General features: G+C 56.4%; 19 protein-coding genes. 11 read left to right on the forward strand and 8 right to left on the reverse strand.

All coding sequences use genetic code 11. The features are described from left to right. Positions 1 to 128: 128 nt before the first annotated feature. From Q1B21_RS00930 to Q1B21_RS00940, 3 genes are all read left to right on the forward strand, one after another. Entirely contained in the window at positions 129 to 1,124 is a 996-nt protein-coding gene (locus Q1B21_RS00930) for a hypothetical protein (protein WP_299884797.1), read from the forward strand. Between the two features lie 72 nt (positions 1,125 to 1,196). After that, positions 1,197 to 2,489, forward strand: coding sequence for an O-acetylhomoserine aminocarboxypropyltransferase/cysteine synthase family protein (locus Q1B21_RS00935; RefSeq protein WP_298932467.1), 1,293 nt, complete (start codon positions 1,197 to 1,199; stop codon positions 2,487 to 2,489). A gap of 2 nt (positions 2,490 to 2,491) precedes the next feature. After that, positions 2,492 to 3,202, forward strand: coding sequence for a GNAT family protein (locus Q1B21_RS00940; protein WP_299884801.1), 711 nt, complete (start codon positions 2,492 to 2,494; stop codon positions 3,200 to 3,202). A gap of 2 nt (positions 3,203 to 3,204) precedes the next feature. On the opposite strand, the gene Q1B21_RS00945 is transcribed toward Q1B21_RS00940, so the two are convergent. Further along, complete coding sequence (locus Q1B21_RS00945; protein WP_299884804.1) at positions 3,205 to 3,906, reverse strand: SIMPL domain-containing protein; 702 nt, start codon at positions 3,904 to 3,906, stop codon at positions 3,205 to 3,207. A gap of 158 nt (positions 3,907 to 4,064) precedes the next feature. On the opposite strand from Q1B21_RS00945, the gene Q1B21_RS00950 reads away from it, so the two are divergent. Both Q1B21_RS00950 and Q1B21_RS00955 read left to right on the forward strand, forming a co-directional pair. After that, entirely contained in the window at positions 4,065 to 6,173 is a 2,109-nt protein-coding gene (locus Q1B21_RS00950) for a hypothetical protein (protein WP_299884807.1), read from the forward strand. Beyond that, the gene (locus Q1B21_RS00955) at positions 6,166 to 6,798 is read left to right on the forward strand and encodes a bifunctional 2-polyprenyl-6-hydroxyphenol methylase/3-demethylubiquinol 3-O-methyltransferase UbiG (protein ID WP_299884810.1); all 633 of its coding nucleotides are present in this window, start codon (positions 6,166 to 6,168) and stop codon (positions 6,796 to 6,798) included. The genes Q1B21_RS00950 and Q1B21_RS00955 overlap by 8 nt, the downstream gene beginning before the upstream one ends. Here Q1B21_RS00955 and hppD read toward each other — a convergent pair. After that, positions 6,795 to 7,892 (reverse strand): 4-hydroxyphenylpyruvate dioxygenase, encoded by a 1,098-nt coding sequence (hppD, locus tag Q1B21_RS00960; protein WP_299078419.1) that lies wholly within the window; start codon positions 7,890 to 7,892, stop codon positions 6,795 to 6,797. The genes Q1B21_RS00955 and hppD overlap by 4 nt on opposite strands. Positions 7,893 to 8,039: 147 nt before the next feature. Between hppD and Q1B21_RS00965 the strand changes: the two genes are divergently transcribed. Together Q1B21_RS00965 and Q1B21_RS00970 are read left to right on the forward strand one after the other, a co-directional pair. Next, positions 8,040 to 8,495 carry an Lrp/AsnC family transcriptional regulator gene (locus Q1B21_RS00965; protein WP_299884813.1) on the forward strand — a complete coding sequence of 152 codons (456 nt, stop codon included), beginning with the start codon at positions 8,040 to 8,042 and terminating at the stop codon, positions 8,493 to 8,495. A 19-nt stretch (positions 8,496 to 8,514) separates the two neighbouring features. Further along, the gene (locus tag Q1B21_RS00970; RefSeq protein ID WP_299884816.1) at positions 8,515 to 10,395 is read left to right on the forward strand and encodes a monovalent cation:proton antiporter-2 (CPA2) family protein; all 1,881 of its coding nucleotides are present in this window, start codon (positions 8,515 to 8,517) and stop codon (positions 10,393 to 10,395) included. Between the two features lie 31 nt (positions 10,396 to 10,426). Here the strand turns inward: Q1B21_RS00970 and cobT are convergent, their stop codons facing one another. Continuing rightward, positions 10,427 to 11,437 carry a nicotinate-nucleotide--dimethylbenzimidazole phosphoribosyltransferase gene (cobT, locus tag Q1B21_RS00975; protein ID WP_299884819.1) on the reverse strand — a complete coding sequence of 337 codons (1,011 nt, stop codon included), beginning with the start codon at positions 11,435 to 11,437 and terminating at the stop codon, positions 10,427 to 10,429. Positions 11,438 to 11,515: 78 nt separating this feature from the next. Between cobT and cobS the strand changes: the two genes are divergently transcribed. Beyond that, the gene (cobS, locus tag Q1B21_RS00980) at positions 11,516 to 12,280 is read left to right on the forward strand and encodes an adenosylcobinamide-GDP ribazoletransferase (RefSeq protein WP_299884822.1); all 765 of its coding nucleotides are present in this window, start codon (positions 11,516 to 11,518) and stop codon (positions 12,278 to 12,280) included. 97 nt (positions 12,281 to 12,377) lie between these two features. On the opposite strand, the gene Q1B21_RS00985 is transcribed toward cobS, so the two are convergent. From Q1B21_RS00985 to Q1B21_RS01005, 5 genes are all read right to left on the reverse strand, one after another. Then, positions 12,378 to 12,893, reverse strand: coding sequence for a CarD family transcriptional regulator (locus Q1B21_RS00985; protein WP_298932484.1), 516 nt, complete (start codon positions 12,891 to 12,893; stop codon positions 12,378 to 12,380). Positions 12,894 to 13,178: 285 nt separating this feature from the next. Then, complete coding sequence (gene fdxA / locus Q1B21_RS00990) at positions 13,179 to 13,517, reverse strand: ferredoxin FdxA (RefSeq protein ID WP_170608293.1); 339 nt, start codon at positions 13,515 to 13,517, stop codon at positions 13,179 to 13,181. Between the two features lie 65 nt (positions 13,518 to 13,582). Next, a complete protein-coding gene (locus Q1B21_RS00995; protein WP_299884827.1) occupies positions 13,583 to 13,954 on the reverse strand; it encodes an RNA-binding S4 domain-containing protein in 372 nt (123 codons plus the stop codon). 5 nt (positions 13,955 to 13,959) lie between these two features. Beyond that, complete coding sequence (locus Q1B21_RS01000) at positions 13,960 to 16,800, reverse strand: helicase-related protein (RefSeq protein ID WP_299884830.1); 2,841 nt, start codon at positions 16,798 to 16,800, stop codon at positions 13,960 to 13,962. 21 nt (positions 16,801 to 16,821) lie between these two features. Then, on the reverse strand, positions 16,822 to 17,430 hold the full coding sequence (locus tag Q1B21_RS01005; protein WP_299884833.1) for a tetratricopeptide repeat protein: 609 nt from the start codon (positions 17,428 to 17,430) through the stop codon (positions 16,822 to 16,824). Between the two features lie 30 nt (positions 17,431 to 17,460). On the opposite strand from Q1B21_RS01005, the gene Q1B21_RS01010 reads away from it, so the two are divergent. The 3 genes from Q1B21_RS01010 (at position 17,461) to Q1B21_RS01020 (ending at position 20,631) form a co-directional block, all read left to right on the forward strand. After that, complete coding sequence (locus tag Q1B21_RS01010) at positions 17,461 to 17,751, forward strand: SCP2 sterol-binding domain-containing protein (RefSeq protein ID WP_298932496.1); 291 nt, start codon at positions 17,461 to 17,463, stop codon at positions 17,749 to 17,751. Then, entirely contained in the window at positions 17,751 to 18,728 is a 978-nt protein-coding gene (locus tag Q1B21_RS01015) for an alpha/beta hydrolase (RefSeq protein WP_299884836.1), read from the forward strand. The genes Q1B21_RS01010 and Q1B21_RS01015 overlap by 1 nt, the downstream gene beginning before the upstream one ends. An 82-nt stretch (positions 18,729 to 18,810) precedes the next feature. Continuing rightward, positions 18,811 to 20,631, forward strand: coding sequence for a M3 family oligoendopeptidase (locus Q1B21_RS01020; RefSeq protein ID WP_299884839.1), 1,821 nt, complete (start codon positions 18,811 to 18,813; stop codon positions 20,629 to 20,631). Positions 20,632 to 20,686 lie beyond the last annotated feature (55 nt).

A 20,686-nucleotide genomic window follows, 5' to 3' on the forward strand; every position in this document is an offset into this window, starting at 1 on the left:
AGCCGTCATGTCCCAAAATGGATTGGTTTGATCGAAATTCAAACCAACATCTTTTGACGCCCCTTGTCGCTTACTGTAATTCCGATGAGAGGGGCCGAAAAACAGACCCCCAACAGGATCGGGCAGGAATGCAGGCACCTACGCAGAAATTCAACATCGTCGTCATTGGGCAAAACAATCGCCTTCAATACGAAGCCGTGTTGTTCGCCGCATCCCTGCGGCATTCGTCGCCCGGCTTCGAAGGGAAACTGTATGTCGCCACCCCCAAACCGGGGCCGCGTTGGAGCCAGAACCCAAGCCTCCAAAACGAAGACGTTCTAAAGGTGTTTGGTCAGTTGGATGCCGAGATACTGCCGTTTGACTCGCACGTTTTCGGTGAAAGCTACCCTTATGGCAACAAGATCGAAGCACTTCTTGCCATGCCCGAAGGAGAGCCGTTTGTGTTCTTTGATACCGACACTCTGATAACAGGTGATTTGAACGGCGTGCCGTTCGACTTTGACCGACCCGGCGCGTCGCTGAAGGTCGAAGGTACCTGGCCAAAGCCGACACTCTATGGACCCGGATTTGACGGGATTTGGCGCGCGCTCTACGACCGTTTTGGGCTGGATTTCAAAAGCTCGGTGGATGACAGCCAGCCGCATGATCACTGGCGTCGTTACCTGTACTTCAATGCAGGGTTTTTCTTCTACAAATGCCCGCGTCAGTTCGGCGAACGGTTTCTTGAATACGCCCTGGCCATCCGCAATGAAGCCATACCCGAGTTAGTCGGACAAAACCTGGATCCATGGTTGGATCAGGCAGCTTTGCCCCTGGTGATCCATTCCTTTGGTGGCGGGCGAGATGCCTTGCCGGACGGTTTGCTGGATGGTCCGGTCAGCTGTCACTATCGCCTGTTCCCGTTGCTCTATGCCCGCGAAAGCGATCATGTGATCGAGGTTCTGGAAACGGTTGTGGCGCCGAATAGGGTGAAAAAAGTTCTGAAAAACTACGACCCATTGAAAAAACTGGTGGTTCAAGGCAAAGGCAAGAAAATTCGCGAGATGTTCGATCAGGACAACCTGCCGAAACGCGAGCAGGTGTTTCGCAACCGGATCAAAAGCAAAGGCCTGTGGATGCGCTGACAGGATCGTTGTGCGCAGGCGGGCAATGCCCTACAGATTCGACCAAACGAATTCCAATAGGAGATGTTCAAGATGTCTGATGGCCCGACCTACGGTTTCGACACATTGCAAATTCACGCGGGCGCCCGCCCTGACCCCGCCACCGGAGCACGTCAGACACCGATCTATCAAACGACGGCTTACGTGTTCCGGGATGCGGACCATGCCGCAGCTTTGTTCAATCTTCAAGAAGTCGGGTACATCTATTCCCGCCTTACAAACCCAACCGTCGCCGTATTGCAGGAGCGTGTTGCAACGCTGGAAGGTGGCGTTGGCGCAGTTTGCTGTTCATCCGGCCACGCAGCCCAGATCATGGCGCTGTTTCCGCTGATGGGGCCAGGCTGCAACGTCGTCGCCTCAACCCGCTTGTACGGCGGCACGGTCACGCAGTTCAGCCAGACGATCAAACGCTTTGGATGGTCGGCGAAGTTCGTGGACACTGACGATCTGGACGCAGTCAAGGCTGCCATCGATGACAACACCCGCGCGGTGTTCTGCGAATCCATCGCCAACCCTGGCGGCTATGTTACAGACATCCGCGCTTTGGCGGATGTGGCAGATGGTGCTGGCATTCCGCTGATCGTCGACAACACTTCGGCCACGCCATACCTCTGTCGTCCTATTGAACATGGCGCGACACTGGTGGTGCACTCGACCACGAAATACCTGACCGGCAATGGCACTGTAACGGGTGGTTGCATCGTGGATTCAGGCAAGTTCGACTGGTCGGCAAATGACAAATTCCCTTCGCTCAGCCAACCGGAACAGGCCTATCACGGGTTGAAGTTCCACGAGACTTTCGGGCCGTTGGCCTTCACCTTCCACGGCATTGCCATCGGCCTGCGCGATCTGGGCATGACAATGAACCCACAGGCGGCGCATTATACGCTGATGGGGATCGAAACCTTGTCACTGCGGATGGAGCGTCACGTCGAGAACGCACAAAAGCTCGCCGCATGGCTGGAGGCGGATGACCGGGTGGAGTACGTGACCTATGCGGGTCTGCCGTCGTCACCTTATCAGGACAGGGTTAAAAAGCATTACCCACGGGGTGCAGGCGCGCTGTTCACATTCGCGGTTAAGGGTGGGTATGACGCCTGTATCAAGTTGGTCAACGCGCTGGAGATATTCAGTCACGTGGCCAACCTGGGCGATGCGCGGTCGCTGATCATCCACTCAGCCTCGACCACCCACCGTCAATTGACACCAGAGCAGCAAGAGGCTGCGGGCGCAGGTCCAAATGTGGTCCGTGTGTCCATCGGGATCGAGGACGTAAACGACCTGATTGCCGATCTGGATCAAGCACTGTCCAAAGCCAGCGCCTGACCATGACAAGGCACGAAACGAACGACCTTGGACAACCCATCGGATGGCCGGTAGAGGGCGACTTTCCGCGCCCGACACCGCCCTACACACCGATGGAGGGCCGTTACTGTTCAGTCGTGCCACTGGATGTGAATCGGCATGCGCCCGGACTGTTTCGGGCGTTTGCCAACGATACGGACGGGCGTAACTGGACCTATCTGCCGTATGGCCCGTTTGAACGCGAAAACGACTTTTTTGAGTGGGCGCAGGCCAATTGCATGGACGCTGACCCAATGTTCCATACGATTCTGGATCAGGACGATATCCCGGTCGGAATGGCATCTTTTCTAAGAATTGAACCCGCAGCCGGCGCTATCGAGGTCGGACACATCCATTTCTCGCCCCTTCTGCAGCGCAAACCACAATCAACCGAGACCATGTATCTGATGATGCGCCGCGTGTTCGACGAGCTGGGGTATCGCCGCTACGAATGGAAATGCGATGCGCTAAACGCGCCATCCTGCCATGCGGCCAAACGGCTGGGCTTTACCTTTGAAGGTGTGTTTCGTCAGGCGACCCATTACAAAGCGCGCAACAGGGATACTGCCTGGTATTCAATTGTAGATAGTGAATGGCCACGTATTCGCTCAGCCTTTGAGACCTGGCTATCCGCGGACAATTTTGACGACGCGGGCCAACAACGCCAACCGCTGAAAGCCCGCGCAGACGCTTAGGTTTACTCGGAAATCTCGAATTCCATCGAGACAGTGACAGAGACCGAAATCTCGCCTCCTGCAACGGGCACACCGCCTGTATCCGCCATGGCCATCTCACGCATTGCCATCATCGGGCGAACGCCCCCGGATTGTTCCGAAATCGACTGAACAGCGCCCAGCGTTACACTGGCTGCTTGCGCCAGTTGTTCGGCCTTCGCCATGGCTTCACCAACGGCCTTTGCACGGGCCTGCGCCTCGACAGGCTTGGGATCTTGAACACCAAAACTCAGCCCTCCGAAATCATTGGCGCCGTCCTGAATGACCGCGTCCATGATTTGTCCGAGATTGTTCAGATCGCGCACACGCACAAAAACCCGGTTGGATGCCACAAACCCGGTGATCTCGGGCTTGTCAGCGTTCTCCCCTAGACGGCCAGACCAAACCGGCGACAGCGACAGGTCACGGGTCTGAACGTCCCGATCCTCAATTCCCATCTCGTCGAGGCGCGCCAATACCTGCGACACCGCGTCCGATGTGGCCTGCATTGCCGCCGACGCTTCGGCGTTTTCGTTCGTCACACCCAGCGTAATCGTTGCCATATCGGGTGCAACCTGCACGGTCCCAGTGGCATCAACGGTGATGCGACGTTCTTCCGCATGGGCGATTCCCGCAGCCGCGACAGCCAATAATGCGGCCAGAAAAACGAATGTCTTCAATGTCATCCCTCCAATTGTCTTTGTCCAAACATGGGTCGGCAGGGCATTGCCATACAAGAGGTGAGTATGCCTTTTTCTTTCCCTCGGCGGGTTCCTGCTTTAATATCGGTCTGCAGACATAAAGTCGTTTGCATTGACGATGACAATTATGGTTCCTCCGGATTATGAAACCCGCCTTTGCGCTGTCTTTTTCGGCCACCGGAATTTCCCTTAAGCACCAATCGGATGACGATTGGTTCGATATTGGCGTTGTCCCGTTGGATGCGCCTGACCTGACCGAGCAGGTGCAGGCCTTGCGGGACAAAGGGTTTGCGCTGGAAAACGACCTGAGTTGCAAGGTGATCATTCCCGCCGATCAGGTTCGGTATCTGACGATCTCGACCGAGGGTATGACCGCGGAAGACATCGAGCAAAAAGTGCACGACGCGCTGACCGAGGCTACGCCCTACGAGATTTCTGAGCTGTCCTTTGATACAGAAACTCGGGGACCGACAACATATGTGGCGGCAGTTGCGCACCAGACTTTGGCAGAGGCACGGAGCTTTACTACCGATCATGGGTTTATCCCTGTTCGCTTTAGCGCGGAACCAGGTGAAGACGAGTTCCCTGAGGAGCCTTACTTCGACCTGGTCATGGATGCGGTCACGGAACCGACTGAAACAGCTGTTGTGTCCTTGCCGGAACTCGATGAACAGCCTTCAGCACCGGAACCAGTCCTTTCTGATGTTGCCGCGGAACAGCCCGAAACAACCGTTGCGCCCCCCCCCGAAACCGATGAAGAGCCGAAGACACTGAAACCGGCACTCTCTGAAAATGACGATGAGCCCGAACCAACTGTACATGCAATTGCACATGCAGCCGCGCCAGACATGTTTCGGTCTCCCGAACCTGCCGATACGCCCGCAAGTGATAGTCGTGCGATGATACCGGCAGAGGCGAAGCGCTTTGTCTTGCCCGCTATTGTTGCGATGATCTTTATCGGCGTTGCTATCGGTGCATGGTCTTTGCTGGGGTCGCGCACTGACAGCGATCTGGCTGAAACCGAAACAGCGGCACCAGATACAACGCCCCCGGAACCCGAAGTCACTGCAGAGGTGACGCCAGAAGAAGCCGAGCCAAATACTCAGGTCGCCGTAGCTGCACAGCCCGAAGTCGCAGGTCCGGAACCTTCGACAGAACAGAGTGTTGCAACCCCTGAAGACAGCGAAACGGTGATGGGTGTTCCCACTGTTGAACAGCCGGAACTCACACCCACAGACGCAGCCATTCTGGAAGCCTTGAAGGTTCAGCCAACCCCCGTCGAGGAGATCGAGCGCGACCCGGAAGCGCAGGAAGACCTGGAAACACTCACAGGGTTGAACCTGTCACCACCGGCGCCCCTTATCGAGCCAACTCAGGTCGAGCCTGACGATCTGTATCTGGCGTCCATCGACAAATCTGACCTGTCCAGCGATGCGATTGCCCTGCCCCCAGCTGAAAGCTTCGACACGGATCAGCCATTTGACCAAGCTGCGCTACCCAGCATCGCCGGTACACGTTTTGATCTGGACGAACGCGGCCTTGTCACGCCAACGCCGGACGGCACTCTCAACCCGGACGGAATCTTGGTTTATGAGGGCCGCCCATCGTTGGTCCCCCCCGAAATTCCAGTCCGGTTCGAAGAAGAACCGGTTGTTGAAGACACTGAATCGCGCCTGGCCCGGCTGCGCCCGCAGCCACGTCCCAATGATCTGGTTGAACAGTTTGAGCGGGAACAACTCGGTGGTCGATCTTTGGAAGAACTTGCGGTTTTAAGGCCTAAACTCAGGCCTAAGTCGTTGCAGGATGAAATCCAGGTGGATCAGACACCCACCGCATTGGCCGTTGTTCGTGTGCCTAGGCCGAAAACACGTCCCGCTGGAATTGCGGCAATCGTTGCCAGCGCGACAAAGCCCAGCACGTCCAACCTTGGCTCAACAGCTGCGGTTGATCAAAGCAACGAAACCACCGAAACGGTTCAGCCAAGAACAGTCTCGCCTAAGATTCCGACCACCGCATCGGTTGCGAGACAGGCCACGATAGATCGAGCGATCAACCTGCGCAGACTGAATCTGATTGGTGTCTACGGTACACCCGCAAACCGCCGCGCGTTGGTGCGTCTGCCAAGTGGTCGATACAAAAAGCTGAAGGTCGGGGACAGGATCGACGGCGGTCGTGTGGTTGCGATTGGGGACAGTGAGTTGAGGTACCAGAAAAAGGGCCGCAACGTCACCATAACGATGCCACGTGGCTGAGCCGAGCCAGCGGAAGACTATCGAAGGTTATGAACAGGCCGCGGCTGAGCTGATAACAGTTTACGAAAACCTGTCGCCTGAAGCCGTCCTGGCGCCCGTACTCGACTATCTGCCCGAAACAGGGGCCGAAGTTTTGGATGTCGGCGCAGGCCCCGGTACAATTGCGGGCTGGCTCGCGTCACGTGGAAATCACGTGACGGCGGTCGAGCCGGTCTCGAAGTTTCGGACGTATGGTCAGGAGACGTACCAACATCTGAGTATTTCGTGGTGCAATTCACACCTACCCGAGCTCACCCATTCTCGTCCATGGCGCTGTTGTTTCGACATCGCGTTGGTCATCGGTGTTTTACATCACCTAAACCCGCCAGACCAAGATCGCGCTATTCACATCCTTGCGTCCTGTCTCAAACCTTCCGGGCGAATGATTCTGTCGCTGCGCCATGGCCCCTGCCCTGATGATCGGCCCGGTTTTGAGATATCCGTCGAAAAGGTCCTGCACAGCGCTGACTCCGCAGGGATGCAAGTTCAGTACACTTCCCACCGCGCATCCATTCAAGATGGCAACCGGCGCGCCGGGGTCACTTGGACCTGGTTGGTTCTGGGCGCACCGGGAGTAGAGTCTTAAGCCGCAGAAATCTCACCGCTTTCGATCTGCTCGCGTTCGATGGATTCAAACAACGCTTTGAAATTCCCTTCACCAAAACCATCATCGCCTTTGCGCTGAATGAACTCGAAGAAAATCGGGCCGATGACTGTTTTTGAGAATATCTGCAACAGGATGCGTGTTTCACCACCATCCACGACACCCTCGCCATCAATCAGGATGCCGTGCTTCATCATACGGTCCAACGGTTCGGCATGGTCCGTCACACGTTCTGTGGACAGCTCATAATAGGCTTTGTTTGGCCCGGGCATGAATTTCAGCCCGTTTTCGGCAATCGCATCGGTGGATGCGTAGATATCCTCGCTGCCAACTGCGATATGTTGAATCCCTTCGCCTTTATACTTCTTGAGGTAGGCCACGATCTGGCCTGTCTCGCCGCGATCCTCGTTGATCGGAATGCGGATACGACCACATGGTGACGTCAGAGCGCGGCTGAAAAGCCCGGTGAACTTACCCTGAATGTCGAAGAAACGGATTTCACGAAAGTTGAACAGGTCGCCGTAGAATTTGAACCACTTGTCCATGTTTCCCTTGAAAACGTTATGCGTCAGGTGATCGAGGTAATAAAAACCCTCGCCGCGTGGTTTTGACTGCTGGATCCACTCGAACTCATGATTGTAAGGCGATGTGTCGTAATACTGATCAATGAAATACAGCAGCGATCCGCCGATCCCTTTGATCGCAGGAACATCCATTGTCTTATCTGCCCCTTCATAAGGTTCTGCACCTTTGGAAACGGCGTGTTCAAATGCCTTTTGTGCGTCCACAACCCGCCAGCCCATCGACGGAGCGCAGGGCCCATGCTCTGCAACAAACTTGTCAGCAAAGCTGTCGGGGTCGGCATTCAGGATGTAGGTGATATCGCCTTGCTGCCAAAGCTCGACTGCAGGTTTGTCCTTGTGGCGGGCAACCAGTTCGAACCCCATTTTTGCAAACAGATCGCGCAACTCTTGCGGCTCGGGGTGGGCAAATTCGACGAATTCAAACCCGTCGGTTCCAGCCGGGTTTTCTTCGCTGATGACAGATTTCGGGGCATTGTGTGGGAAAGGACCCATGGTGTGTCTCCTCGGGAAACAGGAATTTCTTTGCTGATTCAAAAATACCACTTATACAACGCTGTTTCTGCGCATAGTTTTCGTGTAACCTATAAGTAAATGCGTGAATTACGCATAAAGTAAGAAAAATTTGGGATAATTCCGCATATGCTGGATGCCACAGATACGCACCTTCTGTCTGCCCTTCAAAAAGATGCTCATCTGACCGCCCATCAACTGGGCGAGATGTTGAACCTGTCACCCAGCCAGGCAGGCCGCCGCAGGCAACGGCTGGAAGCAGAAGGGTACATCACAGGCTATGCCGCCCGACTGGATCCGCTGAAACTGGGGTTACAGGTGCAAGGTTTCATTCGGGTCCACCTGGGTACCCATGGGCCGGAACAATCCGCAAGTTTCGCCCGTATGATCGAAACCCGCCCAGAAATAACAAGCGCCTGGACGATGACGGGTGAGGCAGATTACCTGCTGCACGTCTATTGCGACGATCTATCCGGCCTGAACAGCTTGCTTCATCAGGTTATCCTGCCGCATCCTGCGGTTGCACGGGTTCAAAGCCAGATCGTAATGGACCAACTCAAACGCGACGCGCCCCTGCCGACCTGAGCGGGGCAAGAGGAAGAATATGGACGATTTCCTTTACCAGGCTTCAATCTATCTGGCTGCAGCTGTAATCGCTGTCCCCTTGTCTGCCCGTTTGGGTTTGGGGTCCGTTTTGGGTTACTTGGCTGCTGGTATCATCATTGGCCCTGTGTTCGGCCTGGTCGGCGCCGAAACCGAAAACCTGCAACATGTCGCAGAATTCGGCGTTGTGATGATGCTGTTCCTGATCGGATTGGAACTGGAACCACGCGCCCTTTGGGATATGCGCGACCGGTTGCTGGGCCTTGGCGGGTTACAAGTGTTGCTGTCCACCGCCGTTATTGCAGGGGTGGCAATCTATGCCAATCACCCCTGGTCCGTCGCGCTTGCGGTAGGCTTAACTCTTTCCCTATCGTCAACAGCCATCGTCCTCCAAACCTTGTCCGAAAAAGGCCTGATGCAAACCAATGGCGGCAGGGCCACATTTTCCGTTTTGCTAACACAGGACATCGCGGTCATTCCAATACTGGCCATGCTGCCATTGCTGGCCCTGCCCGCAATGCCGCATATCGAGGCCGATGGATCGATTGATCGTGGGGCGGACGATCTGCACGCCGCAGGCCACCACAGCCTGTCACTTGTCGAAGGCCTGCCGGGTTGGGCGGTAACTCTGGTAACGATCGGCGCCATTGCTTTCATCATACTGGCTGGCATCTACCTGACTCGGCCTTTGTTCCGCTTTATCCATGCAACGCGTCTGCGCGAGATGTACACAGCGCTGGCCCTTATGATCGTGGTCGGCATTTCGTTTCTGATGACGCTTGTCGGGCTGTCACCCGCTTTAGGGGCCTTCCTGGCTGGGGTCGTGCTGGCGAGTTCGGAATTCAGGCACGAGATGGAAAGCGACCTTGAGCCGTTCAAAGGCTTGTTCCTGGGTCTTTTCTTTATCACCGTCGGGGCCGGGATAGATGTGGCATACTTCTTTAACGATCCACTCGATTTGATTGGCCTGGCGCTGCTGGTCATTCTGGCCAAGGGGATCATCCTCTATGTCGTGGGCAAGGCCTTCAAGTTGAAAGGACGAGATCACTGGCTGTTCACGCTGGGTCTGGCGCAGGCAGGGGAATTCGGATTTGTGTTGCTGGCCTTTTCCTCCCAGCAGAACGTCATCCCACCTGATTTGTCACAAAAGCTGTTGATGATCATCGCCTTGACGATGCTGATCACGCCGCTTCTGTTCATCATCTACGACCTTCTTTCCCGCAAAATCGGCGATACAAAAGCGGAAATGGAACCTGATGAGATTGATGAGAAAGGGCCCGTCATCATTGCCGGCATCGGACGGTTTGGGCAAATCGTCAACCGGTTGGTGCGCGCCAGTGGCTTCAAGACAGTTGTTCTGGATCACGACATCGAAACCATCCAGCTGATGCGCCGGTTCGGCGTCAAAGGCTTTCTGGGCGATCCAACGCGGCCCGAGCTGTTGCGTGCTGCAGGGCTGGAAAAGGCATCAGTTCTGGTTGCCGCGATGGATGATCGCAAAGAAACCACGCGGCTTGTCGCCTATGCAAGGCGCCAGCGTCCGGATCTGCACATCATTGCTCGGGCACGCGATCGCACGCATGTATATGAGCTGTATCAGGCCGGAGCCAGCGACATCGTGCGCGAGATGTTCGATAGTTCCCTACGCGCGGGTCGCTATGTGCTCGAGAATATCGGCCTCAGCGAATACGAAGCGGCACAGGCCGAGCAGACGTTTTATCACCACGACCGGTTGTCCGTGCGTGATCTGGCTGAACTCTGGATCCCCGGCAAACCTACGGCTGAGAACAAACCGTATATTGAGCGCGCGCAGCAGTTGGAGAAAGACCTTGAGACTGCGCTGCTTGAACTGGCCGAAGAACACGCCAAAAAATCTGCCTGACCCGGCGCCGGGCTGTAGTCAGGCGCTTTCCTCACCCGTCAGAGACGCCTGCTTCGGCGAAGGTCGCCATACCAGAATGGCACGCCACGGCGCTTTTCAGGATGTTGATGGCCAAGGCACCACCTGACCCCTCACCTAAACGCAGACCAAGGCTTAGCAAGGGGTCTTTGCCAATTTGCTCCAAAACTGCCCCATGCGCGCTTTCCGCACTCTGATGGCCTGCTACAGCATGATCCAGGGCGCTCGGAGACATCTGTGCCAGACACGCAGCTGCGGCCGAGCAGATAAACCCGTCCAGAATGACCGGAATGCGTAGAACACGAGCGGCGGCAATGGCCCCGGCCATCGCTGCGATCTCACGCCCGCCCAGGCAACGCAGGACTTCCAGCCCGTCATCGGTTGCATGCAGGGCCACGCCTTCGGCGACGACACGCGTTTTGTTCGCGAGGCCCGCGTCATCGACACCGGTACCACGCCCGGTCCAATCCGCAGCGTCGCCACCAAACAAGGCGCAGGCAATCGCGGCGGCTGGTGTAGTGTTCCCGATGCCCATTTCGCCCACAACCAGCAAATCGGCCTTGGGGTCGACTGCCTGCCAGCCCGTTTGCAGGGCCCGCAAAACTTCTGCTTCGGTCATAGCTGGTGATTGGGTGAAATCCGCCGTCGGGTGCTCCAGATCCAGCGCATGTACGTCCATTTTTGCGCCTGCTGACTTAGCCAGCTGATTGATCGCGGCACCGCCATGTTCAAAATTCATCACCATCTGCACAGTGACTTCGGGCGGAAACGCCGAAACACCCTGTGCCGTGACGCCGTGGTTGCCCGCAAAAACGATGACTTGTGGTGCAGTGATTTGCGGTTGGGCATTCCCGCGCCAACCTGCATACCAGATCGCCAGATCTTCGAGCCGCCCCAACGCGCCCGGCGGTTTCGTCAATTGTCCATTACGCTCGCTTGCGCCCTGTACGGCAGCACTATCGGGAGCCGGCGCACTGGTCAGCGCATCGCGGAAAGTCTTCAAATCGTTAAGTTCGGGCAGCATCAAAGCCTCATTGCATCAGAGTGGTCCTGCGTGTTTAACCGAAGCATTCAATCCAACAAGACCCTGAAAGGCGCGGGAGTGCATAAAAACGACACCAAACCCTTCTTACTGTGGGATGTTCCGCTGGCGCTGGTGCTTTTGACACGCCTGCCCCTGCCCCGTTTGCCTGACGCCGTCTTTGCAAGGCAGGCACAAGCTGCATGGGCCTTCCCCTTGGTCGGTTTGGTGGTCGGTCTGCTGGCGTGTTGCGCTGGCTGGGTAGCACTGTCAGCAGGCCTGCCACCACTCGCCAGCGCCGGGTTTGTTGTCGCTGTTCTGATCTGCACCACCGGAGCAATGCACGAAGATGGGCTGGCAGACACGTTTGATGGGCTCTGGGGCGGTTTCACGACTGAACGGCGACTAGAGATCATGAAAGACAGCCACATCGGAGCCTATGGCGTGCTGGCCTTGTTGATTTCCCAGCTTATTCGAGTCTCCGCGATTGCCGCATTGCTGACGTCTGGTGACATTTGGACAATTCTCGCCGCATGTGCGTTTTCACGCGCCACCATGCCAGTATTGATGAAGATTCTACCAAACGCGCGGCAATCAGGTTTGAGCCACTCAGTTGGCGTACCCGGCGTCCGATCAGTTGTCGCTTCATTGGGTTTGGCGGCTTTGATTGCGCTTTTGTTGATCGGGGCGCAGGCGCTAGTTCCAGCCATTTGCGCGGGACTAGTTGTCGGCGTTCTGGCCTTAGTAGCAAAGGCAAAGATAGGCGGCCAAACCGGAGATATCCTGGGCGCCGCGCAGCAATTGGCCGAGATCGCGTTCTTGCTGGCACTGACTGCGCAACTCTAACTCTGCCAAAGCCAGAGAAATCACACCGCCTTAAGGCACACCACGAAAAAGACCGCCCCAATCAGGAGCGGCCTTTTTTACCGTAATTGCCAAAAAGTCAGGCAGCGGCGGCACGTGATGTCAAAACTTCATCCACTTGTTTGGCAGCAGAAATCTCACCTGCGCCCGAAACGGCGGCCACTTCGCGGGTCAGACGCTCTAAGGCGGCTTCGTACAGCTGACGCTCGGAATAGCTTTGTTCGCGCTGATCGTCAGTGCGATGCAGATCGCGGACCACCTCGGCAATCGAGATCAGATCACCCGAGTTGATTTTCTGCTCGTATTCCTGGGCGCGGCGCGACCACATGGCACGTTTGACTTTGGCCTTGCCTTTCAGTGTCTTCATCGCCTGACTGATCACATCCGGTGAGCTGAGTGAACGCAGTCCGGATTCGGTGGCCTTGTTTGTAGGCACCCGCAGGGTCATTTTGTCTTTCTCAAATGAGATGACGAACAGCTCGAGCGAGAAACCCGCGACATCCTGTTCTTCGATCGAAATGATCTGGCCCACACCATGAGCGGGGTAGACAACATAGTCGTTCGGGCGGAACTCAAGCTTTTTCGACTTTGTCATTCAGTTTTTTTCCTTGGTTGCAGATCAGGATACAGGCGACAAAAAGACCACATGCGGGGACTGTTTCAGCCCCGACAGGCGGCAATAGTGTCATAAATTCAAGACTCCAAAGCGAGCATACTTACGGAGTTCATCCCAATCTCAGTCATCATGTAAGGACAGAGTATATCACAGAATTGCGACACCCGAAAGTTGACCTGAGGACAATTGTCAGCATTTACCCTGTTTTCAACAGGATAGGTCGCATTTCAGTCGGTTTCGGACCGCGCGGGTGCTGCGAATCGTTTATCCGCCTTCACCCGGCGCTTCAGAGAAATACTTCTCCATCTTACCTTCTTCGCCATCGCGTTCTTCAGCGTCTGGCAATGGATCTTTCTTGGTCACGATCACCGGCCACTGTTCCGAGAATTTGCGGTTGAACTCGACCCATTGTTCCATACCAGGTTCGGTATCCGGGCGGATCGCATCCGCAGGGCATTCAGGTTCGCATACACCGCAATCAATGCATTCGTCTGGGTGAATGACCAGTGCATTCTCGCCTTCATAGAAACAGTCCACCGGGCACACTTCAACACAGTCGGTGTATTTGCAGGCGATGCAATTCTCGGTGACAACATAAGTCATGGTCGGTTTCCTGTTAGCGGCTTGACGTGTAGCTAGTTCAGTCTGAGGCCGTCTTCAAGATCAGATCAGCTGTCAGGCATACGAGAAAGATCAATTGCCCGTCGATCTTTCTTGGTCGGGCGACCTTTTCCCTCAAAACCAGGGTTTTTGGGCTGCGCGTCCTGTTTTTCGGTTAGATCCGTATACAGCATTTGCGCCTCGGGCGCCGGACCACGCCGGGTGCCTAAGGCCTCGATATGCACAACCCGAACAATGCGGCCCTGAGGAAATGTCAGAACGTCCCCGGGTGACACGGATTGCGCCGGTTTCAGCACCCGGTTTCCGTTCAGGCGCACGTGGCCGCCGCTGACCTGTTTGGCGGCCAGGCTACGGGTCTTGAAGAACCGTGCCTGCCACAGCCATTTATCGATCCGCAGTTTGGCCTGAGCCTGGGACATTCGGATTAGTTGCCGTCCTTCAAACCCATCAACGCAGCCGCGAAGGGGTTGTCGGGATCAATGGCCTTCTCCTTTTTCGCAGGCCGCGAAGAGAAGGTTTTGGCACCTTGCGGTTTGCCACCCTTCTTGCTCTGCGGTTTACCACGGCCGTCCTGAGGTTTGCCGCGCGGCTTGCCTTTACCCTGCCCTTGCCGTTGATCACGACGCGGGGCCCGGTTGGCCGGACGCTGACGCCCCCAAGTGAAGGTGTAGAACAGTTCGACCTCGGGTTCGCCCGCTGCAGGTGCCTCGGCTACCGCCGCGGTGCTTTCGGCGGCCTCAGCTGACGCTTCGGCGGGTTCAACAACCGGTTCCGGTTCGGCCTCAGATGACTTGATTTCTGCGACGGCGGATTGCTCGGGCGTTTCAGCCGCAGGCTCGGCAGAGGTGGCCTCCGTCGCTTCCGGCGTAGTTTCGGCGGGCGCTGGTTTTACCTTTGCCCGTTCACCTCTTTCGGCATTGTAGCCAAGGCCCTGCATAAGGTCGGCAAACTGCTCAAGCGTCATACCGGTGATCGACAACATATCGGGTTTGGCTTCAAACCCGCCACGGCTGTCTTCGGCGCGTAGCATATCAGCCAGGCGTTCCAGCATGTCGATGCGGATCGAGCGCTCGCCTGCATCGCGGTAGCCGCACATGGTATCGTAACCTTCGGGCGCACCTTTGGCGACGGGCACGGTGACCAAACCCGGAGGTGGTGCTTCCGGAAACTCCTGCAATCCCCCCGCCAAAGCCCAAAGAACCAGACGCAACCGCGTCGGTGCCGGCTTCAACAGCAATGGCATGAAGATGGTGAACTGACCAAAGCGGATACCGTGCTTGCGCAGCGCACCACGGGCATCCTGATCCAGATCTTTGACCTCTTGCGCGACACCGGCCCGGGGCAGAACGCCCAGACCTTCGACCATGCGGAAGGCAAAACCCTTGGCAAGACCCGACAGTTCTTCATCGCGCGACAGGTTCAGCAACGGCTCGAACAGAGCTGCGACCTTGCGATCAATAAAATGCTGCAGGCGGCGCTGGACCTTTTGTTCGACATCCGGGCCTGCGGCGTCATCCACAAAGACCTCGACAACCGGCTTTAGAGGCTCGGCACCGGCGACCAGCTTGCCGACCGCGTATTCGCCCCACATCAGGCCACCCTGTTCCGTGAAATCAATTTCTGTATCGGGCGCATTGTAGAAGCGATCGGCACGCAGATGGAATTGCGGCGCGAGAGCTTGCAGAGAGGCTGACTTGAGGGCTTTCGCCTCAGCTCCCTGCGCGCTTTTGTCCGGGCTGAACCGGAACCCTTCCAGACGACCAACGAATTCGCCTTCGACGGTCACTTCACCCTTATCATTTACTTCGGCCAAAAGGGCCTCCTTCTGTTTGAGCCGGCGCAATAATACGGATGTGCGCCGATCCACAAATCTTTGAGTCAAACGTTCGTGAAGAACGTCCGACACCCTGTCTTCTACAGCGCGCGTTTCGGCACGCCAATGGGATTCGTCACGCACCCAACTGTTTCGCTGCGCAACATAAGTCCAGGTGCGGATATACGCCAATCTTTTGGACAATGCATCGATATCACCGTCGGTCCGATCAATCCGGCGGATTTGCCGCGCCATGAAGTCATCAGGTATCGCGCCGCCTTCGTGCAGGTGGACAAAAATCACCTCAAGCAAGCTGGCATGTTCGGCATGGCTGATCCCGCGAAAATCCGGGATTCGGCACACATCCCATAGAAGACGGACGGATGGACCATCGCTGGCACGGGCCGCAACCTCGATCTCGGCCGACAAGGATTTCAGTACGTTCAGGTCATCGGCTGGGCGGGCTTTGATCAGGTGCTCGCTGTCAGGGGCGACCTCAAGCGAGTTAATCAAGGCGTCGACAGACCCGAACCGCAAAGCAGCATTTCGCCAGTTCAGCTTTTTGATCGGCGTGAATCGGCCGTCCGTGATGGACTGCGCGACGCCTTCATCCAAGGGCGGCGCCTCACCCGTGACCCCGAATGTGCCGTCTGACATGCCGCGGCCTGCCCGCCCGGCGATCTGAGCCAACTCGTTCGGTGCCAGTGGCCGCATCCGCCGCCCGTCAAACTTCGACAAGGCTGAAAACGCAACATGGTACACATCCAGATTCAGTCCCATTCCGATGGCGTCGGTGGCCACCAGATAGTCGACCTCGCCGTTTTGATACAGGTCCACCTGCGCGTTCCGTGTACGCGGGCTGAGTGCGCCCATGACCACGGCCGCCCCGCCCTTTTGGCGCCGCAACAACTCGGCAATCGCGTACACATTCTCGACCGAGAATCCGACAATTGCGCTGCGTGATGGCATGCGGCTGATTTTCTTCGAGCCGGAGTAAACCAACTGGGACATCCGTTCACGGCGGTGGAACTGCGCCTCTGGCACAAGTGCCGCGATGGGGCCGCGCATGGAATCAGCGCCCAGAAAGAGCGTTTCGTTGGTTCCGCGTGCGCGTAGAAGACGGTCGGTGAAAACATGTCCCCGCTCAGGGTCGGCGCATAGCTGAATTTCATCAATCGCTACGAAATCTGCACCCATGCCATCGGGCATCGCCTCGACGGTGCAAACCCAGTATTGGGCGCGAGGAGGAACAATGCGCTCTTCCCCAGTGACCAATGCCACAACGGAGGGTCCGCGAATCGCTACGATCTTGTCATAGACCTCGCGCGCAAGCAGCCGCAGCGGCAGACCGATCACACCGGTACGGTAGCCGAGCATCCGCTCAATCGCATAGTGGGTTTTACCTGTGTTTGTCGGGCCGAGCACGGCCACGATTCGGGATGACCCGTTCACCTTTGCCCCCTGCCCTGGACTTTAAAGTGCCTTGCCTTCGATCTGAGGCTTTAGCCGATTCACGGCATTGGTTACTTTTTCATGATGGGGATGTATAGCCAAAGCACGCGAGTACGCCTCAAAGGCTTTTTCAGGTTGATCCAGAACCTCAAAAATAAGGCCAAGGCCATAGATGGCCTGGTAGTTGTTGGGGTTTAGTGTCAACGCATACTCCAGATCGGCAGCCGCCATTCCAAACCGTTCGATCCCAAAAAAGGCCGATGCGCGCAGATGCCAGCCTTCGGCGAACTCAGGTGCATGATCAGTCAACGCCGTCAGATGTTCGATGGCAATGTCCACATCGCCGTTGTCTAGCGCTTCACGCCCACGCTCCAATAGTAGATCGGCCGATGACGACCCCGATTGCGACCACAGCGCCTGTAACTGTCGATCGATTCCATGGGCCTGTTCCGGCGTTGCCTCGATCAATTGCTGCAACAACGCGTCCTCGTCCCGCGAATCGGATTGTTGCGCAATGCAACTGGTGGAAAACATGACTAGGACGCCAAGTGCCGCAACGGTACCTTTGAGATTGTTGATTGCAATGCCCATAACAATGTTCAGTGTAGCGTTGCGGCCGAAGATGTCCATTCACGGCGCATAAACAATATGAGGAAGATCATGAGCGACATTCTGGAAAAAGCCGCAGAGGTTCTGAACGAGAAACTCTCGGGTGGTGACTTTGATGCGTCCGCAAAATTTGCCATCGCCGATCAGGGCTCTATCGTTCTAGATGCAAGCGGTGCTCGGGTGAGCGATGATGACGCAGACGTAACCCTCAGCGCTGATGCTGATACGTTTGAACAAATCCTCAGCGGCGAACTGAACCCAACTGGTGCGTTCATGTCTGGAAAGCTGAGTGTCGACGGAGACATGGGGATTGCCATGAAACTTGCTTCGGTGCTGGCCTGATGGAATTTACGCCGGCCCCTTTATTTGAAGACGTGGCCGGCGGTCCAGCCGGTGGTGTTGCCCATTGGCTTAAAACTACGGATGGCAAGCGCATTCGGGTGGGCCACTGGTTACCCGATGGCGAAGCCACCGGAACCGTGATGATGTTTCCCGGTCGTACGGAATATGTCGAAAAATACGGCAGCACTGCCCGTGAGTTCGTCGAGCGTGGCTTTGCCATGCTTGCGGTAGACTGGCGTGGTCAGGGATTGGCTGATCGGCTTTTGGACGACCGGCGGGTGGGTCACATTGATCACTTCCCGGATTACCAACATGATGTGCAAGCGACACTTGATCTGGCCACCGAGCTCAATCTGCCGCAGCCATGGTACGTCATTGGCCATTCGATGGGCGGGGCTATCGGACTGAGGGCGGCAATCGAGCACAAGTGCTTTGCTGCTTGCGCCTTTACCGGGCCCATGTGGGGGATTTTCTTCACACCTATCATGAAACCACTCAGCCGGGTGACAGCCTATTGGGGAACGCGCCTGGGATTGGGGGAAAAGACACCTCCAACGACAACGCTCGAAAGCTATGTCCTGTCGCAACCTTTCGAGGGGAACGTTCTGACCCGCGACCCTGACACATTCAAGATGATGCAAGACCAGTTGAAAGCACATCCTGAACTGGCCCTGGGTGCGCCATCCAACCTTTGGCTGCGGGAAGCACTGACCGAATGCGAATGGCTTATGGAACAACCTGCTCCGGCGATACCCTGCCTGACATTCATGGGCGCACACGAGCAGATTGTGGACCGCAAAGCCATCCGCGCCCGCATCGCCAACTGGCCCGATGGCAAGTTGGTTGAAATTCCAAATGGAGAGCATGAGGTGCTCATGGAAGCGCCGGACGTCCGGGGGCCTGTCCTTGATCAGCTCGCCGCGCATTTTGTGGCAGCTCAATCAACACGCGCACCAGAAGCGGCATTGTCGCGCTGATCAACCAACCAAGAACTGCTTGCTTGTGATCCAGGCGCGCCATCCCTAGATGTTGCGCAAAGCAGTTTTCAATAGGTGATCCATGCGCGACCTTCCCTTTCCCGTCCGTGATGCAAACGCAGGTGGCGGCGCTGATAATCTGGGCAACCTTCCTGAATGGGATCTGAGTGATCTTTACACCTCGGAAGATGCGCCTGAACTGTCCCGCGATCTGGATTGGCTTGAAGGGGAATGCGCATCTTTTGCAGCGGATTATGAAGGCAAACTGGCCGATCTGGACGCCGGGGGTCTGCTGAATTGCGTGCTGCGCAACGAAAAGATCAACGCAATCGCAGGCCGGATCATGTCTTTTGCGGGCCTGCGGTATTATCAACTGACCACCGATGCCGAACGCGCGAAATTCCTGTCAGACATGCAGGAGAAGGTTACGATCTTCACCACGCCGCTTGTGTTCTTCACGCTTGAGATCAATCGGATCGACGATGATGCGTTAAAGGCGCATTTCAGCGCCAACACGGATTTGGCCCGATATGAGCCGGTCTTTCGGCGTATCCGTGCCATGAAGCCATACCAACTGTCGGATGAGTTGGAAAAATTCCTCCACGATCTGGGTGTCGTTGGCGACGCGTGGGAGCGTTTGTTTGACGAAACCATTGCGGGTCTCACCTTCACGGTTGACGGCGATGATCTGAACATCGAGGGCACCCTGAACCTGCTGACCGAACAGGATCGCACCAAGCGCGAGGCCGCGTCGCGGGAACTGGCATCTGTGTTTCAGAGCAACATCAAGACCTTTGCCCGCGTTCACAACACGCAGGCCAAGGAAAAGGAAATCCTTGATCGCTGGCGCAATATGCCGACCGCGCAAACAGGGCGCCACCTATCCAACGACGTTGAACCCGAAGTGGTCGAAGCGCTGCGCGAGGCGGTCGTTGCCGCGTACCCGAAGCTGAGCCATCGTTACTATGAGCTAAAGCGCAAATGGCTGGGTTTGGACGTCATGCAGGTCTGGGATCGCAACGCGCCCCTGCCGATGGAAGACACACGGATTGTCGACTGGGCCGAGGCCGAGACGATGGTGATGGACGCGTATAATGCCTTTGATCCACGGATGGGTGAAATTGCAGCGCCGTTCTTCTCAAAAGGCTGGATCGACGCCGCCGTAAAGCCCGGCAAAGCCCCGGGCGCTTTCGCACATCCCACGGTTACCGATGTGCACCCCTACGTGATGCTCAATTATCTTGGAAAACCGCGCGATGTGATGACCTTGGCGCATGAGCTTGGTCATGGCGTACATCAGGTTCTGGCCGCCGATCAGGGTGAGATGTTGTCATCCACCCCGCTGACGCTGGCCGAGACAGCGTCAGTGTTTGGTGAGATGCTGACCTTCCGCACAATGCTGGATCAGGCCGAAACACCCGAACAGCGCAAAATTCTGCTGGCCGGTAAGGTTGAGGACATGATCAACACCGTGGTCCGCCAGATCGCGTTTTACGACTTTGAATGCAAACTCCACGCTGCCCGCCGCGAAGGTGAGCTAACCCCGGACGACATCAACGCCTTGTGGATGAGCGTTCAGGCAGAAAGCCTTGGACCGGCATTCGAATTCATGGACGGGTACGAAACCTTCTGGGCCTACATCCCGCATTTCGTCCACTCGCCCTTCTACGTCTACGCCTACGCGTTCGGAGATGGCTTGGTCAACGCGCTCTACTCGGTCTACGAGAGCGGCGCGGAAGGATTCGAGGACAAGTATTTCGAGATGCTGCGCGCCGGTGGATCAAAACACCATTCGGAGCTGCTGGCCCCATTTGGGCTCGACGCCAGCGACCCAAAGTTCTGGGACAAAGGCCTGTCGATGATTTCCGGTTTCATTGATGAACTGGAAGACATGGAGAGATGAGGATTGCCCAAGTCTGTAAGGGCCTTGGAGACTGTCCGCTTTGCGAAATTCTTTG

The sequence above is a fragment of the uncultured Ruegeria sp. genome, assembly GCF_947504215.1.
Classification (GTDB): Bacteria; Pseudomonadota; Alphaproteobacteria; order Rhodobacterales; family Rhodobacteraceae; genus Ruegeria.

What these genes read in the sequence shown, in the direction of transcription:
- Q1B21_RS00930 (WP_299884797.1), top strand. Translation starts at nt 129, where the DNA reads ATGCAGGCACCTACGCAGAAATTCAACATCGTCGTCATTGGGCAAAAC.
- Q1B21_RS00935 (WP_298932467.1), top strand. Translation starts at nt 1,197, where the DNA reads ATGTCTGATGGCCCGACCTACGGTTTCGACACATTGCAAATTCACGCG.
- Q1B21_RS00940 (WP_299884801.1), top strand. Translation starts at nt 2,492, where the DNA reads ATGACAAGGCACGAAACGAACGACCTTGGACAACCCATCGGATGGCCG.
- Q1B21_RS00945 (WP_299884804.1), bottom strand. Translation starts at nt 3,906, where the DNA reads ATGACATTGAAGACATTCGTTTTTCTGGCCGCATTATTGGCTGTCGCG.
- Q1B21_RS00950 (WP_299884807.1), top strand. Translation starts at nt 4,065, where the DNA reads ATGAAACCCGCCTTTGCGCTGTCTTTTTCGGCCACCGGAATTTCCCTT.
- hppD (WP_299078419.1), bottom strand. Translation starts at nt 7,892, where the DNA reads ATGGGTCCTTTCCCACACAATGCCCCGAAATCTGTCATCAGCGAAGAA.
- Q1B21_RS00965 (WP_299884813.1), top strand. Translation starts at nt 8,040, where the DNA reads ATGCTGGATGCCACAGATACGCACCTTCTGTCTGCCCTTCAAAAAGAT.
- Q1B21_RS00970 (WP_299884816.1), top strand. Translation starts at nt 8,515, where the DNA reads ATGGACGATTTCCTTTACCAGGCTTCAATCTATCTGGCTGCAGCTGTA.
- cobT (WP_299884819.1), bottom strand. Translation starts at nt 11,437, where the DNA reads ATGCTGCCCGAACTTAACGATTTGAAGACTTTCCGCGATGCGCTGACC.
- Q1B21_RS00985 (WP_298932484.1), bottom strand. Translation starts at nt 12,893, where the DNA reads ATGACAAAGTCGAAAAAGCTTGAGTTCCGCCCGAACGACTATGTTGTC.
- fdxA (WP_170608293.1), bottom strand. Translation starts at nt 13,517, where the DNA reads ATGACTTATGTTGTCACCGAGAATTGCATCGCCTGCAAATACACCGAC.
- Q1B21_RS00995 (WP_299884827.1), bottom strand. Translation starts at nt 13,954, where the DNA reads ATGTCCCAGGCTCAGGCCAAACTGCGGATCGATAAATGGCTGTGGCAG.
- Q1B21_RS01005 (WP_299884833.1), bottom strand. Translation starts at nt 17,430, where the DNA reads ATGGACATCTTCGGCCGCAACGCTACACTGAACATTGTTATGGGCATT.
- Q1B21_RS01010 (WP_298932496.1), top strand. Translation starts at nt 17,461, where the DNA reads ATGAGCGACATTCTGGAAAAAGCCGCAGAGGTTCTGAACGAGAAACTC.
- Q1B21_RS01015 (WP_299884836.1), top strand. Translation starts at nt 17,751, where the DNA reads ATGGAATTTACGCCGGCCCCTTTATTTGAAGACGTGGCCGGCGGTCCA.
- Q1B21_RS01020 (WP_299884839.1), top strand. Translation starts at nt 18,811, where the DNA reads ATGCGCGACCTTCCCTTTCCCGTCCGTGATGCAAACGCAGGTGGCGGC.